Annotated in this window: 13 protein-coding genes; 9 read left to right on the top strand and 4 right to left on the bottom strand. The window is 40.8% G+C overall.

Annotated features, from left to right (window positions below):
- Nucleotides 1-179 precede the first annotated feature (179 nt).
- The 4 genes from BMZ55_RS04260 (at nucleotide 180) to BMZ55_RS04245 (ending at nucleotide 5,200) form a co-directional block, all read left to right on the top strand.
- Complete coding sequence (locus BMZ55_RS04260; RefSeq protein ID WP_089818937.1) at nucleotides 180-587, top strand: hypothetical protein; 408 nt, start codon at nucleotides 180-182, stop codon at nucleotides 585-587.
- A 132-nt stretch (nucleotides 588-719) separates the two neighbouring features.
- On the top strand, nucleotides 720-2,672 hold the full coding sequence (glgB, locus tag BMZ55_RS04255) for a 1,4-alpha-glucan branching protein GlgB (protein WP_089818935.1): 1,953 nt from the start codon (nucleotides 720-722) through the stop codon (nucleotides 2,670-2,672).
- A gap of 35 nt (nucleotides 2,673-2,707) precedes the next feature.
- On the top strand, nucleotides 2,708-4,114 hold the full coding sequence (locus BMZ55_RS04250; RefSeq protein ID WP_089818934.1) for a glycogen synthase: 1,407 nt from the start codon (nucleotides 2,708-2,710) through the stop codon (nucleotides 4,112-4,114).
- A 129-nt stretch (nucleotides 4,115-4,243) separates the two neighbouring features.
- Nucleotides 4,244-5,200 (top strand): L,D-transpeptidase, encoded by a 957-nt coding sequence (locus BMZ55_RS04245; protein ID WP_233701878.1) that lies wholly within the window; start codon nucleotides 4,244-4,246, stop codon nucleotides 5,198-5,200.
- Here BMZ55_RS04245 and BMZ55_RS04240 read toward each other — a convergent pair.
- A complete protein-coding gene (locus BMZ55_RS04240; protein ID WP_089818930.1) occupies nucleotides 5,170-5,721 on the bottom strand; it encodes a hypothetical protein in 552 nt (183 codons plus the stop codon). The two genes, BMZ55_RS04245 and BMZ55_RS04240, sit on opposite strands and share 31 nt — an antisense overlap.
- Entirely contained in the window at nucleotides 5,718-7,046 is a 1,329-nt protein-coding gene (locus BMZ55_RS04235) for an aspartyl protease family protein (RefSeq protein ID WP_089818928.1), read from the bottom strand. Before BMZ55_RS04235 ends, BMZ55_RS04240 begins: the two co-directional genes overlap by 4 nt.
- Nucleotides 7,047-7,135: 89 nt before the next feature.
- Between BMZ55_RS04235 and BMZ55_RS04230 the strand changes: the two genes are divergently transcribed.
- Nucleotides 7,136-9,679: a phosphoenolpyruvate carboxylase gene (locus tag BMZ55_RS04230; protein ID WP_089818926.1), complete on the top strand. Its 2,544-nt coding sequence runs from the start codon at nucleotides 7,136-7,138 to the stop codon at nucleotides 9,677-9,679.
- A 31-nt stretch (nucleotides 9,680-9,710) separates the two neighbouring features.
- On the opposite strand, the gene BMZ55_RS04225 is transcribed toward BMZ55_RS04230, so the two are convergent.
- Complete coding sequence (locus BMZ55_RS04225; RefSeq protein ID WP_089818924.1) at nucleotides 9,711-11,315, bottom strand: S8 family peptidase; 1,605 nt, start codon at nucleotides 11,313-11,315, stop codon at nucleotides 9,711-9,713.
- Nucleotides 11,316-11,583: 268 nt separating this feature from the next.
- Between BMZ55_RS04225 and BMZ55_RS04220 the strand changes: the two genes are divergently transcribed.
- Together BMZ55_RS04220 and galE are read left to right on the top strand one after the other, a co-directional pair.
- Entirely contained in the window at nucleotides 11,584-12,714 is a 1,131-nt protein-coding gene (locus BMZ55_RS04220) for a DegT/DnrJ/EryC1/StrS family aminotransferase (protein WP_089818922.1), read from the top strand.
- Nucleotides 12,715-12,723: 9 nt separating this feature from the next.
- On the top strand, nucleotides 12,724-13,743 hold the full coding sequence (gene galE / locus BMZ55_RS04215; protein ID WP_089818920.1) for a UDP-glucose 4-epimerase GalE: 1,020 nt from the start codon (nucleotides 12,724-12,726) through the stop codon (nucleotides 13,741-13,743).
- A gap of 110 nt (nucleotides 13,744-13,853) precedes the next feature.
- Here galE and BMZ55_RS04210 read toward each other — a convergent pair whose 3' ends face one another.
- Nucleotides 13,854-14,351, bottom strand: coding sequence for a CinA family protein (locus BMZ55_RS04210; protein WP_089818918.1), 498 nt, complete (start codon nucleotides 14,349-14,351; stop codon nucleotides 13,854-13,856).
- Between the two features lie 141 nt (nucleotides 14,352-14,492).
- Here BMZ55_RS04210 and BMZ55_RS04205 point away from each other — a divergent pair, with 141 nt between their 5' ends.
- Together BMZ55_RS04205 and BMZ55_RS04200 are read left to right on the top strand one after the other, a co-directional pair.
- Nucleotides 14,493-16,022 carry an FAD-dependent oxidoreductase gene (locus BMZ55_RS04205; protein ID WP_089818915.1) on the top strand — a complete coding sequence of 510 codons (1,530 nt, stop codon included), beginning with the start codon at nucleotides 14,493-14,495 and terminating at the stop codon, nucleotides 16,020-16,022.
- 74 nt (nucleotides 16,023-16,096) lie between these two features.
- Complete coding sequence (locus tag BMZ55_RS04200) at nucleotides 16,097-16,852, top strand: SDR family NAD(P)-dependent oxidoreductase (RefSeq protein WP_089818913.1); 756 nt, start codon at nucleotides 16,097-16,099, stop codon at nucleotides 16,850-16,852.
- Nucleotides 16,853-16,886: the final 34 nt, after the last annotated feature.

The raw sequence follows: 16,886 nt of genomic DNA, 5'->3' as shown, positions 1-16,886 counted from the left end.
CCTAAAAATAAGAAATTTATATTTCACAGAAAATACCTGCTTTTTGCCCTAAATTTTCGGTTTTGCAAAACCAAAAAAAAACACCGTTTTAAGCCGGAATTTTTTTAGTGTAAATCTTTTGCACAATAATTGGTGCTTCACTAAAATAAAAAAAACCATCATTTAACACCGAAAAAAACATGGCAGAACTTTTATCGCAGCTTGTTTGGCTTTTTGTGCTTGCAATTCCCATCGCGTGTGTCGCGTGGACCGTTACCCATGAAGAAATTTTCCGTGAACCGCGGGAATTTTGCGTGGAAAAATCGAAAAATTCCGACACGCTTTTAAAAAGGAAATTCTTTTACCTTTTCACCTGCGAATATTGCTTCAGCCATTATGTGACGGCAATTTTTCTGATTATTACCAAATATCAACTTCTGTTTGATGACTGGCGCGGTTACCTCATTTCTTTTTTCGCACTTGTGCTGGTCGCCAATTTGTACATGACGCTTTTCGGCTTGTTGAGACAGAATTTAAAAGCTGAAAAAATTGAAGCTAAACTGAAGGATAACGAGTGGCGCGAGGTGAAAGAAGAGAAAAATCTGTAAACGAGCGAGGTTAAAATTTCGCTTTTTTTGCTCAAAAAGCTCCTTTTTTTTAGATATATTTGATGGTGCAATTAATGTTGTACCAAAAAGCTCCTGTTTCAGCTGAAAATAACCTTTCAAAATTCTTTTGTCATGGAAAATGTACTTCCTTATTCCCTGTTCACCGATGATGATATTTATCTTTTTAGGGAAGGAACGCATTACCGTTTGTATGAAAAATTTGGGTCACATTCTGTAAATGTCGATGGTGTTGAAGGCGTATATTTTGCTGTGTGGGCGCCATTTGCGAAAGAGGTTTCGGTAATCGGCGATTTTAATGAATGGAACTCTGAAACGCACCGTTTGTTTCCGCGCTGGGACAGTTCCGGCATTTGGGAAGGTTTTATCAAAGGTTTGAACTGGGGTGATACTTACAAATACGGTATTCGCACCAAAGATGATATTTTGCTGGAAAAAGGCGATCCTTTTGCGCTGAGCTGGGAACAAAATGTTCAGGCAAGCTCGCTGATTTCAACCACTTATTTCGACTGGACTGATAAAAACTGGCTTAAAAACCGCGCTGAAAAAAATTCTTTAGAAGCGCCGATTTCGGTTTACGAAATGCATTTAGCCTCCTGGATGCGCGGCACCGACGATCCCGACCGGTTTTTCAGCTATCGTGAAATTGCGGAAAGACTGGTGCCCTACATCAAAAAAATGGGTTTTACGCACGTAGAATTTATGCCGGTGATGGAGTATCCGTATGATCCGAGCTGGGGATATCAGGTGACCGGTTTTTTTGCGGCAACTTCGCGTTTCGGTTCGCCGCAGGATTTAATGTTTTTAATTAACGAACTGCACCGCAACGATATCGGTGTTTTTCTGGATTGGGTTCCGTCTCATTTTCCGGGTGATGCCAATGGTCTTCATTTTTTCGACGGCACTTTTTTGTACGAACACGAAGATCCGCGAAAAGGTTTTCATCCTGACTGGAAATCTTATATTTTTAATTACGGGCGGCCTGAAGTAAAATCTTTCCTCATCAGCAACGCCATGTTTTGGCTTGACCGTTATCACGCTGATGGTCTGCGTGTAGATGCTGTTACGTCAATGCTTTATCTGGACTATTCCCGAAATGAAGGTGAGTGGGAACCTAATATATACGGTGGAAATATCAACCTGGAAGCGAAAGCTTTTCTGCAGGATTTCAATAAAGCTGTGTACGGCGCTTATCCCGATATAATGACCATTGCGGAAGAAAGTTCAGATTTCCCGATGCTTACAAAACCTGTGCACGACGGTGGCGTTGGTTTCGGTATGAAATGGATGATGGGTTGGATGCATGACGCGCTGGATTATTTTAAGGAAGAACCGTCGAACCGGAAATATGAGCATAATAAACTTACTTTTGGCTCGGTTTATATTTTCAATGAAAATTACATGATGCCGCTTTCCCACGATGAAGTCGTGCACGGCAAAGCAAGTTTGATTTACAAAATGCCCGGCGACGAATGGCAAAAATTTGCCAATTTACGGGCGTTATTTTTACATATGTTCACCAATCCGGGAGCAAAACTGCTCTTTATGGGAAATGAATTTGCTCAAACGGGCGAATGGAAATTCCGAAACAGTTTAGATTGGCATTTGCTGGAATATCCGCTGCACAAAGGAATGCAGACTTTGGTTAACGACCTCAATCACCTTTACCGCACCGAAACTGCTCTTTATGAAAACAATTTTTCACCCGAAGGTTTCGAATGGGTAGAAGCCAATGACGACAACAATTCCGTTTATATTTATTTGCGAAAAGCGAAAGCGGAAGCTGAGGTCATGATGGTTGTACTAAATCTTAAACCACATGTTTATCCGTACAAAATCGGTATAAATGAAGGAACAAACTGGGAAGTCGTGTTGAATTCTGATGATGAAAAATACGGCGGAAGCGGCGTGCAGGCAACCATTTTAGACGAAATGGATGATGAATGGATGTTCAGACCAAATTCTATAATTTTAGAATTACCGCCTTTGGCCGGTGTTATTTTAAAGCAAATTTTACCTGCTAAAACAGCAGGAAATCCGGAATTGGATAAACCGGAAAAAAACTGATTTTAGACGTCAAAAAAAATTCAGCTTGTACTTTTATGAAGATTTTCCACCTCTCTATCGAATGTTATCCCGTTGCCAAAGTTGGAGGTCTGGCAGATGTGGTGGGAGCTTTACCGAAATATCAGAATCAAATTGAAGATGTGGAAGCAAGCGTCATCATGCCGTGGTACAACAAACCTTTTGCGCACGAAAATCAGTTTGAAACGGTTTTTACCGGTTGGATTCATGAATATGACCAGACTTTGGAGGTTAATATCCTGAAAGAAAAATCCAAAGTTTTAGGTTTTGATCTTTATCTCGTAAAAATTCCTGGGCTTTTAGACCGTGACAATCCGTACGGTTATTGGGATGAAAGTCAGCAGTTTCTGGCTTTTCAGCACGGTGTTTTGCATTGGCTGTCACAGATGAAAATCCGGCCGGATGTTTTGCATTGCCACGATTACCACACGGGTCTGGTGCCTTTTATGGTGGAACATTGCCCGGAATTTTCGTTTTTAAAAGGTATAAAAACCATCGGAACCATTCACAATGGCGAATATCAAGGTCAGATGACCTGGGAAATGGCAAAGTTTTTTCCGTGGTTTGACGGTACAAAACGTGGCTTGCTCGATTGGGATGGTTTGCTAAATCCTTTGGCGACGATGATTAAATGTTGCCATGCTTTCAACGCGGTTTCTGTTGGTTATCTGGCGGAACTTTACCATAATTTCCGCGGTTTAGAAACTCTTGTTCAGCACGAACACGCCAAAGCTTTTGGTATTATTAATGGCATCGACACCGAAGTTTGGGATCCCCAGACCGATGCTTTTCTGGATTTTAATTACGGAAAACAAACTGCCGCACACGGAAAATTTCAAAATAAAAAAGCGCTGTGCGAAGAATATGGTTTAAATCCCGACTTGCCGCTTATTTCCTTTATCGGGCGTTTTGCCATTGAAAAGGGAGCAGATCTTTTACCTGAAATTGTGCGAAAAAGTATTCAGGAAACTTTCGGTGCGGTGAACATCATGATTCTCGGTTCCGGCGATAAAAATATCGAACATCAGCTTTCCGGATTGTCTTATCATTTCTCGAATTTCGCGCTGGAATTGGGTTATAAAGAATCTCTGTCACACTTAATTTACGCTTCCTCCGACTTTCTTTTGATGCCGTCACGCGTAGAACCGTGCGGACTCAACCAAATGTATGCAATGCGCTACGGAACGGTGCCGATTGTGCGTTACACCGGCGGTTTACGCGACACTGTAGAAGATGTTTCCACTGGCGGCAGCGGCTTGAATTTTACTGAAGCCAACGCCGATTCTGCTGTGCATGCCGTTCACCGCGCGCTGCATATTTATTACCAGAAAGATTTCATGAAAAACCTCGTACAGTCTAATATGAACTTCGATTTTTCTTGGGAAAAATCTGCTGAGAAGTATTTGGAAATGTATAAAATTTAGGCAATTTAACGGCGAATTTTTGTTAAATAAAAATCGGGAAAAAAGCCCGAAATAACCCGGAAAAAAGGCTTTTCAAAAAAGTTGTGGTACCAAAATTGCAAATCCGAAAGCTAAAATTTGATAATGCACGTGACTTCTTTAAAAAACTACCTTAAATATTCCCTTTTTTTTCTCCTTCTTTCCATCATTTGGCACTGTGAAAAAGATACCGTTTCTACGAAAGATATTGCTGTAAACACCGATTCCATAGCTGCTGCTGAAAAAGCAGAATTCATCAAAGATTCCATCAAAAAAAATAAAATCACTTACACAACTTTCATTTTTCCCGAAAAAAAGAAAGATTCGGCTATGGAAGTTTTTACCGAGAAATTTTCTAAAGACGAGCAATACCTTATTTTAGCGCTGAACCGCCTTGACACCAAAAATAAATGGCGCGCCGATACTCTTTCAATTCCGGATAAATTCGACAAAACGCTGATGATTTACTCGCCGTTTCCACTCACTTTAGAAATTTTGAAAAAAGTGGATAAAATGGTGCTGTTTTCTTATCCGATTCAGGCGTACGCGCTTTACGAATTCGGAAATCTTATAAAATGGGGACCCACAAGTTTAGGTAAAAAAACGGCGCAGACAAAACGTGGTTTGATGTTCGCGAACTGGAAAAAAGAACTCGCTATTTCTACTGTGGACAGCGAATGGAAGTTGCCTTATAACTTTAACATTCATAATCGTCTCGGCATCGGCTGGCACGAATATGATTTGCCCGGCTTTCCGGCGTCGCATTCGTGTTTGAGATTGCTTCGGGAAGATGCGAAATTTCTTTATAATTGGGCCGATCCCTGGAGATTAACCGATAATGGTGAAACGGTAAAAACCAACGGAACGCCTGTAATTGTTTTTGGTGATTATGCCTGGGGCAAAAGAAAACCGTGGAAATACCTGGAAAACGAACCGAAACTTACCGATATTTCAGCTGAAGAATTAACTGAAATTATTGAACCTCATCTAGAAAAAATTCTCGAAGAACAGCAAAAACGGTTAGGTTTTAAAAATTCTCAGGAAACTTCCTCTTCCGGAATTTCATAATCTTCAAACTTCCTGATGGATTCTTCTGCAAAACTGCGAAGTTGTTCCATTTCATATTTTGCCTGAAATTTACCGATTCTGGCGGCTAAAAAAGTAAGTCCGAGACATGCCAGCATTACAAATGAAACCGGCAGTGCCCAAGTGAAATCACTGCTTTTAATCTGCTTTTCTACATACCAAAGCGTAATTGCGATCATCCATAAAATTCCGAAAATGAAATTCAGGAACATAAAAAATGTCCAAACCGCTGAAGTCGGTCCGAAAATTCCGCGCACCAAAGTTTTATTTTCCTCCGGATCGATTTCGGTTCTTAGCGCCAGACACGGTTTCCAGTAGTGGTTATTGGTGCTTTTCACGGTGATAATCGCGGACTCGTTATTTACATTTCCTTCAAAACGATCTGCATTTTCCTTCAAAAATTTTTTCAGATAAACTGTATATTGCTCGCGAGAGATGTCGGTAAAAATTTTAAATCGCGGACGCGAACGTATTTGGTCAATGACGCTTTGCTCTATTTTCATTCGTGGTAAGGTATTGGATCAACTAAAATTATGGTGAAATTCATTTTTTCGCCCGCGCGTTCTATTTCCAGGTTCACCTTTGTACCATCTTCTTCTTTAAAAAAGCTGTTAATTTTTTCGAGGTTTAAATCGCCAACTTTTTTCTTATTTATAGAGATCAGCTGGTCATTTTTCCGGATTCCGGCCACAAAACATGGGGAATCAGGACGACAGCCGGCGACCGAAAATTTCGGCTTTAAAACAAATTTATATTTGAAACCTTCGGAACGATCCAGCACAAGAATACCTTCAGTTGTTGTGGTCTCGCGTTTTGTTTCCACATTTACAAGGTCTTTCTGCCATTCCATGCCGTCGTGCTGAACATCGAGTCCGCTGCTATTGAAGAGAAACGGATCATTAAAATGGGTATTTTTTCTCAGAAAAACACGCTTGCCCGGATAATCAAAAATTATGGTAAACCGGCGGAGAATATCGTTGCCAATAGAACCTTTGCGGTCGGGAACCAGTTTTAAACTTTGAATTGAATATTCATCCGGCATAGCGGTCAAAGGTTTTTTAAAAACGAAATTGCCCAGGCTAATTTCATGAATCCGGCTGCGTTTACCGAAAATATCACCATTAAAGCCGCGTCCGAGATAATCATCAATATTCGGGCGGTTATACTCGAAATTTTTGATAAGCTTCGGAAAAAGCCAGACTGCATCGCTATTTCCTAAATCCAAAAGCATTTTAGATGAGGCTTTTTTTGAATTCATTTCAACATCAGCCATAAGATATGGTTTCGAAATTTCGATTGAAATAGGAAATTCAGCGAATTTTTTCAGCCTTTTTTCGAAGGTTTTTTCGTCGTTATAAACCGTGATTTTTTTGCTGATGTAATTGATTTCGACCCCATGATCTTTAAAAAAATGATAACCCATAATTCCATTCACCGGAATGCCGACATGTGAAGAAAAATTGATGCTTTCATCGAGAATAATAAAAATAGCGTGGTTATAATCGGTAAAATCTTTCCCGATGCGCACCAGATTATTTTCCGAGCTTAAACCAACAATTTTTCCAGTTCCGCCAAGGCCGGAAAATGTTGTCTTTTCAACATCATTAAAGTTTACTTCTTTGCTGTCCAGACTGAAAAGTATGGTTTCCTTAACACCCGAATCCAGAAGAAATGTAAGATCCACACCATTAATATTCACCGGAATAAAAATGAGGTTATTGATAAGCTGAAAAGAAATCACCGTTTTTTTTGGATTTTTAATTTCAAAATTGCCTTGGCAAAATGAAATAGAAAACAGAAAAAGAAACAGCATGCTGAAAAATTTCATCTAATGAAGATACGATTTTCCTATAAAATTGATAATTTTTTACTTGAATTTTTACAATGTCACGGCAAAATTTAACTTAAATTTGTGAAATGCAATACGAAGTTCAAACAGAAAAATTCCGCCAGTTAGTGGCAAATAAATTCCAGATTTATAACTCGCTTTTCATGAGTTTGCCTTACGACAAAATGTCTAATATCGGTATGTTGCTGCCGTTTTTATACGAGGAAAGCAAAGCCGGTTATGAGGCGGAAAAAAGTCCTGAAGAAATTGTAGAAGAATTTTTCCACAAACACACCGATTTGAAGACTGAAGAGCAGAAAACTGAACTGCTTTTCAAAATTATACAGTACGTTGAAAGACAGGTTGTTTTGTACGACAGCATTGAGGACGCGGCTTTTCCACAACTTCATTCTGAAAGCGACGCCGGAACAATTTTGCAGCTGCACGAACGCGCTTTGCAGGAACATCAGCTCGGCGCGACGCGACAAAAGCTTGCTGATTTTGCTGTAAAAGTGGTGTTCACCGCGCACCCGACGCAGTTTTATCCAAATTCGGTTCAAAGAATTCTCCACGATTTGCGATTTGCGATTACCCATGATTCGGTGAGCGAAATCGATGTGCTGCTGCAGCAACTTGGCAAAACGCCGTTTTTAAATATCGAAAAACCAACACCGCTGGACGAAGCGCTGAGTATTATTTTTTACCTGCGTTACGTTTATTACGACACGATTGGCGAACTTTTCAAAAAGATAAAAAATGCCTTTGGAACGCCCAATTTTTCACCGGCGCCAGATTTAATTCAAATGGGTTTTTGGCCCGGCGGCGACCGCGACGGCAATCCGTTTGTGACGGCAGAAATCACCCAAAAAGTGGCTCACGAGCTGCATATTTCTATTTTAAAATCTTATTATGCACACTTGAAAAAGCTGCGCCGACGGCTGAGTTTCCGCGGTGTTTCGGAGGTTTTAGATGGATTAAGCGATGATTTATACGCCGCTATTTTTGCAGGAAAATCCACCGTTACCGGCGCACATATTTTAGCTAAAATAGAAGAAGCTGAAAAAATTCTGATAGAAAAGCACAACGGACTTTTTAAAAATATTTTAGATGATTTTAAAGACCGGGTGAAAATTTTCGGAACGCATTTCGCGACTTTGGATATCCGCCAGGACAGCAGAATTCATCAGGAAATCATCGATGAGATTTTAGCAAAAAAAGCCGGTTTTAGCGGCGAAAATTTTAGCTCCGAAGAAAAGCTGAATTGGCTGTTGACCACAGATTGCGTGCTGAATCCGGACGATTTCGAAGGTTTGACCAAAGACACGCTCCAGAACGTTTGCAATATTAAAGAAGTCCAGCAGAAAAACGGTGAGCGCGGTTTGCATCGCTATATCATTTCAAACTCCGAACACATTAAAGATGTGCTGAATGTTTTCGCACTTTTCCGCCTTTGCGGTTATAAAGATGAGGAAATCAACATCGATATCGTTCCGCTTTTTGAAACGATGGACGGTCTGGACGCCGCAGAAAATATCATGAAAAAATTGTATGAACTTCCGGTTTATAAAGGTCACCTCGAAAAGCGCGGAAAAACCCAGACGATTATGCTTGGTTTTTCCGACGGAACCAAAGATGGCGGCTACCTGAAAGCCAACTGGGAAATCTATGAAACCAAGGAACAGCTCACCAAAATTTCCGACGATTTCGGTGTTAAAGTGGTTTTCTTTGACGGTCGTGGCGGTCCGCCGGCGCGTGGTGGCGGCAAGACGCATGATTTCTATGCTTCGCAGGGAAAAACCATCGCGAATCACCAGATTGAACTCACCATTCAGGGGCAAACAATTACGAGTGTTTTCGGCAATAAAGATCAGGCGAAATATAATTTTGAACAGCTTTTAACCGCCGGAATTGAAAATGATGTTTTTAAAAATTCTAAAAAAGATTTGAATCAAAACGAGCGAAAACTCATCGAAGAACTTGCGGAAATAAGTTTCAAAAAATATTCGGATCTGAAAGCGCATCCGCGGTTTGTGCCGTATTTGCAGGAAATGAGCACACTGGAATATTACGGAAAAACCAATATCGGCAGCCGTCCAACGAAACGCGGCGCAGGCGGAGCTTTAAAATTTGAAGATTTGCGCGCCATTCCATTTGTAGGTTCGTGGAGCCAGCTTAAACAAAATGTTCCCGGATTTTTCGGGTTTGGTTTTGCATTGAATGAGCTGAAAGACGCCGGCAGATTTCAGGAAGTTAAAGATTTATACAAAGGCTCCGATTTCTTCAAAACCCTGGTTTTAAACTCGATGATGAGCATGAATAAATCGTATTTTCCGCTGACTTCATACATGAAGAAAAACGAAAAATTTGGTGAATTTTGGGCGATAATTTTTGAAGAATATAAACTTTCGGAAAAGCTGATGCTGGAACTGACGGATTTTCAGACTTTAATGGAAGAAGAGCCATTGTCACGCTTATCGGTGAAAATGCGCGAAAAAATTGTGTTGCCGCTTTTGAGCATTCAGCAATATGCTTTAATTAAAATTCAGAAAGAAGAAGGCAACCGCGAAGCTTACGAAAAACTCGTCATGCGATCGCTTTTTGGAAATATCAATGCGAGCAGAAATTCAGCATAAAAAAAGACCTTCAGCGATGAAGGTCCTATGTTTATTGTTTAATCAGCTTTTCAACGTACTGGTTTTTGTCGGTTTCCACCTGTAGGAAATAAAGTCCAGGCGGGAGCTGCTCAATATTATTAAATTTTTCCTGCTTAAAGCCGTGAATTTTTCTACCGGTAACATCATATAAATTTACAGATTTAATTATTTCATCGGTTTTAATGGTAAAAGTTTTCACCACCGGATTTGGATAAATCTGAAGTTTGCCTTTATCATTTCCATCCACGGTTGAAAGTGCTGCTTGCAGCGTTTTGGAAAAGTTTAATATTCCATAACCCATTTGGGGTGTAGAATCAGGATAAAGTGATGCATTTTCCCGCAAAAGCTGGCTGATTTCGTCAACTTTTTTTTGTGGTAGCGCCTGCAAAAGACACGCAATTCCACCCGCTGCCAACGGTGCCGAAAATGAGGTGCCGCTGCTTGAAACTACCGAGTTGTCATAGCCCATATACGTTGCCGTTCCGCGAGCGCTGGCATCTGGTTTTACATGGCCTAAAGCATTCGGTCCGAAAGAGGAAAACGAGGAACTCGTACCGCTTTCCGTAACCGCACCTACGGAGAAAACTTTTTCGTTATCAGCTGGTGTGATGATGTAATGCCACGGCTGCAGCGCTTCATTTCCGGCGCTTGCGACCACGAAAATTCCTTTTTCTGTTGCGATTTGTGCCGTGCGAGCAATGAACGAGGTTTTACCGTCCATATCGGAATAAACAAGATTATAGCGTGGATCATCAAATTCATAATAACCGAGCGAAGTCGAAATAATATCAACGCCTTTACGGTCAGCTTCTTCAGCGGCTTCCGTCCAGTACAGTTGCTCTTCCGGGACTTCATTATCAGCATCTTCGGTTGCGTAAAGGTAAAAATCCGCATCCGGCGCGGAACCTACAAATTGGTTTTCAACATAAGCGGCAACTACGCCCAAAACATAAGAGCCGTGATTGTTCAAAGTGTTGCTGTAGATAAAATTATTTTTACCGACAAAGTTGTAGCCGCCTTTAATCTGGCCGTTATTGCGAAGTCTGGCGTATACCGAACCTGTATCAACCTGTGGAAATCCGGTGTCGATCACCGCAATCGTGATACCTTTTCCCGTATAGCCGGAAATATGAAGTGGCCGTAAATTAACCTGGTTAATCTGCGCCAAGCCTACCCCATAATTGAAATCGGTTTTAGCTGTGGCTTTTTTGAATTCCGCGAATTTATCTACTTTTTGCGCGATTAATTTCGCGGGCGCAGGATGTTTGATAAAGCTTTCGACAGACTGTACGTAGCTTTCCGCTTTTAAAGTTTCAATCTGCTCCGGCGTCGCGTGCAGTGCCACACCGTTCATCCATTTCGAATAATCCTTCACCGTGAAGCCCAAATCGGTGATGTTTTTAATATAAGCCGCTTCAATTGGCGCGTCCTGATCGTTCAGCGGAATGCTTAAACGTGCGCGCCGGTCCAAAGATTTCTGCGAAAGTTCGGAAGTCGGATTTGCGTAAAACGCGGCTTTATTCGGTTTGTCTTTAAAATAAACAAAAACAAACTCGCTTTGCGCAGCCACCAAACTGAAAGTCAGCAGGATAAAAACCGATAGTGTTTTTTTCATATAATGTGTTTAAGGAATAAAATTAAAGAAAAGTTCGTATTTCCTCCTATTTTATTTTTAAATAAAAATTGGCTGCTGTTTGAGCATTTTTTTGGAGTTTTTCTTTTAGTATTTCTAAAAATTTGGTGCTTTAAGGGCATTTTTTTCTTTTTTGGCTAAATACGATTTAGCTAAAATTTTTGCTTCCGTTTTAAAAAGCTTGGGAATATTAAGCTGAGGTTTACTTTTTTTGAAAATTTAATTTTGCTAAATTTGAGGAAAATTTTTTATGAAAAAAATTCAAATGGTTGACCTTCAAAGTCAATATTATAAGATAAAATCCGAGGTTGATAACGCAATTTTAAATGTAATTGATTCCGCTGCTTTTATCAACGGCCCAGAAGTCAAATTTTTCCAGTCTGAATTAGAACACTATCTCGATATAAAACATGTCATTCCGTGTGCGAACGGAACAGACGCGCTTCAAATCGCGCTTATGGCGCTGAAGTTAGAAGAAGGTGATGAAATTATCACCGCAGATTTCACTTTTGCCGCCACCGTGGAGGTGATTCACCTGCTTAAATTAAAAGCAGTTTTGGTGGATGTAGATTACGGTACATTCACCATGGATACAGAGAAATTAAAAGCTGCTATTACGGATAAAACCAAAGCTGTTATTCCGGTGCACCTGTTTGGGCAATGCGCGAATATGGAAGAAATCCTGAAAATTGCCAAAGAGCACAATCTTGCAGTGATTGAAGACAACGCGCAGGCTATTGGTGCTGACTTCACTTTTTCCGACGGAACGGTAAAAAAATCCGGCACGATGGGAACTTTGGGAACAACTTCCTTTTTTCCCTCGAAAAATTTAGGTTGCTACGGCGACGGCGGCGCAATTATGACCAACGATGATGATTTAGCGCACCAAATCCGCGGTATTGTAAACCACGGAATGTACGAGAGATATTACCACGATGAAGTTGGTGTAAATTCTCGCTTAGACAGCATACAGGCGACGGTTTTACGAAAAAAACTACCGCTTTTGGACAGTTATAATGAAGCAAGGAGAAAAGCTGCTGATTTTTATGACGAAGCTTTTTCGGGCCACGAAAATATTTTGACGCCTGAAAGAGCCGCTTATTCCACGCACGTTTTTCACCAATATACTTTAAGAATTCTAAACGGAAAGCGCAACGAACTGCAGCAGTTTCTGAGCGAAAAGGAAATCCCTGCCATGATTTATTATCCCGTGGCTTTGCGCAAACAAAAAGCCTATTTTCAGGAAAGCGACGATGCTGATTTTGAAAACACCGATAAATTGCTGGAAGAAGTAATTTCTTTGCCGATGCATACGGAGCTTGATGAAGTACAGCTGAAATATATTTCGGAAGCCGTTTTAGAATTTATGAATAAAGATTAAACACATTTTATGAAAACAATATTAGTTACGGGCGGGCTCGGTTACATCGGGTCACACACGGTTGTTGAGCTTTTACAGAATAATTTTGAAGTCATCATCGTCGATGATTTATCGAATTCTGAAAAATTTATTTTGGAAAATATTGCCGAAGTAGCCGGCAAAAAACCGATTTTCTATCCTTTCGATTTAAAAAGAAAAGAGCTTCTGGCGCAACTTTTTGATGCTCATCAAATTGACGGCTGTATCAACTTCGCAGCTTTTAAAGCAGTTGGTGAAAGTCAGGAAAAACCTTTGGATTATTACGAAAATAACCTGTTTTCACTCATCAATATTTTGCAGGAGTTCAAAGCCAGAAATATTTCAAATTTTATTTTCAGCTCATCGTGCACGGTTTACGGCCAGGCGGATGAGCAGCCGATTGATGAAAATACGCCGCTGAAAATGCCGGAATCTTCGTACGGAAAAACGAAGCAAATGGGCGAAGAAATTTTGAAAGATTTTGCCGTCGCGTACAAAAAGAAAGTTTCATTGCTGCGTTATTTTAATCCAATTGGGTCGCACCCAACGTCGCTTTTAGGCGAATTGCCAATTGGTGTTCCGAACAATTTGGTTCCTTATGTTACGCAAACCGCGTCCGGAATCCGCGAAAAACTGTCGATTTGGGGAAATGATTATCCAACCGAAGACGGCACCGCGATCCGCGATTATATTTACGTGGTAGATTTAGCGAAAGCGCATGTGAAAGCTTTGCAAAAGCTTTTAGCGGAAACCGAAGAAACGGTGATTGATATTTACAATCTGGGAACAGGAAAAGGTTCTTCGGTTTTGGAAGTCGTGAACGCTTTTGAAACGGCTAATGATGTAAAAGTTCCGTATCAGATTTGTGAGCGTCGCGCCGGCGACATTACCATCGCATATGCGAATGCTGATAAAGCTGAACGTGAACTTGGCTGGAAAGCCGAAACCACTTTGGAAGAAGCCTTACGAACAACGTGGGAATGGCAGAAGTATCTCGAAACAAGAATTTAATATTAAAAAATGCCGTTTTAGCGGCATTTTTTTTGAATTTGTATAATAGAAAATTGGCGGTAAAAACAGTGTTTTTTTATTATTTAAATAAAATGAAAAAAAATGCCATTTTACCAGCTTTTTTTTACGGTCGTAAGTAATTCTTTGATCATTTTATCAATAAAAATACTTTGATTGTCCTGCAATTCTTTTTCGGCGTCGCCGGTAATTTTTTTCGACAGAATTATTTTCGAATCCTGTGAGATCGCGATGTAGGCGTAACAACTTGACACATTTTCTTCCGGAACAGGCCGCGCAAAACCCGTGATGCTGTAACCAAGCTCGGCGTTGAATTTTTCCGCGACTTCAAGCGCCATTTGCTCGGCAATTTCTTTGGAAACCGCGTTGTTTTCTTCCGCGATAATCGGATTGATGTTCAGCTGTTTCGCTTTTTGTCCAACGTTATACACCGTCATTCCGCCCTGAAAAAAAGACATCGCCTGTTCTGCTTGCGATAGTGTATTCTGCAGAAGTCCGGCGGTGCAACTTTCCGCTACCGCAATGGTGAGTTTTTGGTCGCGCAGCACTTGTGACAATTCGTTTAATACTTTCTGGTCGGCAGTTTTCATTTCTTAAAAATTAGTTAAGCTTTTTAAATCTTGAAGTAATATGCTGTGGTTTGCCCAATTATTGCTGCAAAAGTTTTTTACAATTATGGTTCCAAATCCATGGTTGCGCCGTAAAAAATCACACCTAAATCCAAATAAATTATGAATCAGGCAGGAAATACCAAAAGCTTCTGGGAAAATCATATCAGCCCGGAAAACACCGATGTTGACAACCAAAAATTTGATGTAATCATCATCGGCGCCGGAATTACGGGAATTACTTTAGCTAATGAATTACAGCAAAATGGCAAAAAGTGCTTAATCATTGAAAAAGAGCATCCTGGTTTCGGAACGACCGGCAGAACTACGGCGCATATCAATAATTTTTTCGATTCTTCCTACGATGATGTCATCAGCAATTTCGGTGAAGACAATGCAAAAGTTTTAGCAGACGCGGCGAAGGAAACCGTGAAATACATCAAGCGAAATGTACAGAAATATGGCATTGCCTGCGAATTTGCCGAAGTAGATTTTTACCTTTTCAGCAGTGAAGAAAATCAGAATAAAAAGCTTGAGGACATTCTGGAAGCACACCAAAAAGTTGGTATCGAAACAAAACCTACGCAGAATATTCCCTTTAACCTTCCGTTTGTAAAAGCAGTTGAAATCCACGGTCAGGCGCAGTTTCATCCTTTAAAATACATCAGAGCTCTTTTGAAAGAATATGAGAAAAAAGGTGGAAAAATTTTAAACCAAACTCAGGTTAAGGATTGTACAGAAGAAAACGACGTTGTAAAAGTGGACACTTCAGACGGAAAAACCTTTGAAGCAAAATCGGTGGTTTGGGCGACACATCACGCCACGGGTGACAGTCGCTTTAATCTGCTTGTAGCACCATACCGAAGTTATGCGATGAGCGCGAAGCTTTCCGGTCCGCCAAGCAAATTAGCGCAAACAGCCGACCTGGAAGAGCCATATCATTACCTGCGATACCACAAATCCGACAACCAATATTATTTGATTGCGGGCGGATTCGACCATAAAACCGGTGAAGAACCGGATACCGAAAACCGTTTTGAAGAACTTGAAAAGTATGTGCGCGACCGCATAAAATTTGAGCATATTGAAAACCAATGGTCGGCGCAATATTATGTTCCGGCGGACGGTTTGCCGTACATCGGGAAAATGCCGGGCGAAGAAAACATTTACCTGTGCACCGGCTATAACGGAAACGGAATGACCTTCGGAACAATGGTTTCATTAATTATCCCGGATTTAATAAATGGTGTAGAAACTGACCTTTCAAAAATGCTGTCTCCGTCGCGCATTAAACCTGTCGCGAGCGCGAAGCAGGTAATTAAAGAAAACGTAGACACCGTTTCCAACCTTATAAAAGACCGTTTTAACCCTGATGAAATTTCAGATTTAAATCAAATTCCGAACGACGAAGGAAAACTCGCAGATGTTGATGGTGACGCGTGTGCTGTATATCGCGATAAAAGTGGCTCACTGCATTTCTTCGATGCGAAATGTACGCACATGGGCTGCCACGTGCAATGGAACCCAAGCGAAAAGTCTTGGGATTGCCCGTGCCACGGCTCACGTTTCGACGCGCTGGGAAAAGTGCTGATTGGTCCGGCGCTGAAAGATTTAGAACAGATAAATGCGGCACACGATAAAAATCATAAATAGCTGAATTTTAACCTACATCAACGTCCAACCATTTATATAGCGGTAAATTTGAGTAAATCTTAAAACAATTTATTATGAAAAAGTTACAGGATAAAGTCGCAATTATTACAGGCGCCGGATCTGGAATTGGAAAAGCAACCGCATTGCTTTTCGCGAAAGAAGGTGCAAAAGTGACGGTGAGTGACATTAACGAAGAGCACGGAAATGAAGTGGTGGATATGATAAAGAAAGAAGGTGGTGAAGCACTTTTTGTAAAAGCAGATTCTGCTAATATCGAAGATCACAAACGATTGGTTAAAGAAACGGTAGAAAAATTTGGTGGTTTGCATATCGCGGTAAATAACGCCGGAATTGGTGGTGAAAGTAATAAAGTCGGAGATATGTCAACCGAAGGTTGGGAAAAAGTAATTTCGATCAACTTATCCGGAGTTTTCTACGGCATGAAATATCAGATTCCCGAAATTCTGAAATCCGGGAAAGGAAGTATCATTAATATTTCTTCCATTTTGGGGCAAGCTGGTTTCGGTAGTTCTGCCGGTTATGTTGCCGCGAAGCATGGCGTTGTAGGTTTAACGAAAACTGCGGCGTGGGATTATGGTAAAGATAATTTGCGTGTAAACGCTATTGGGCCAGGATTTATTTACACCGGATTGGTCAGTGAAGAAACCATGGGTAAAGAGGCGCTGAATATGCTGGAAGGCAAACACGCTTTCGGGCGCTTGGGACAACCGGAAGAAATTGCAAATATGTGTCTTTTCTTAGCTTCAGATGACGCTTCGTTTGTGACGGGAAGTTATTACGCGGTGGACGGCGGTTACCTCGCTGTTTAAAAAACCTTTTAGAAAATTGAAAAATCAGGCTGTT

Origin of the sequence: Kaistella treverensis, assembly GCF_900114045.1 — a bacterium.
GTDB classification, from domain to species: Bacteria; Bacteroidota; Bacteroidia; order Flavobacteriales; family Weeksellaceae; genus Kaistella; species Kaistella treverensis.
Note: the sequence above shows the minus strand (reverse complement) of the source record. Positions and strands in the feature narration are given on the sequence as shown.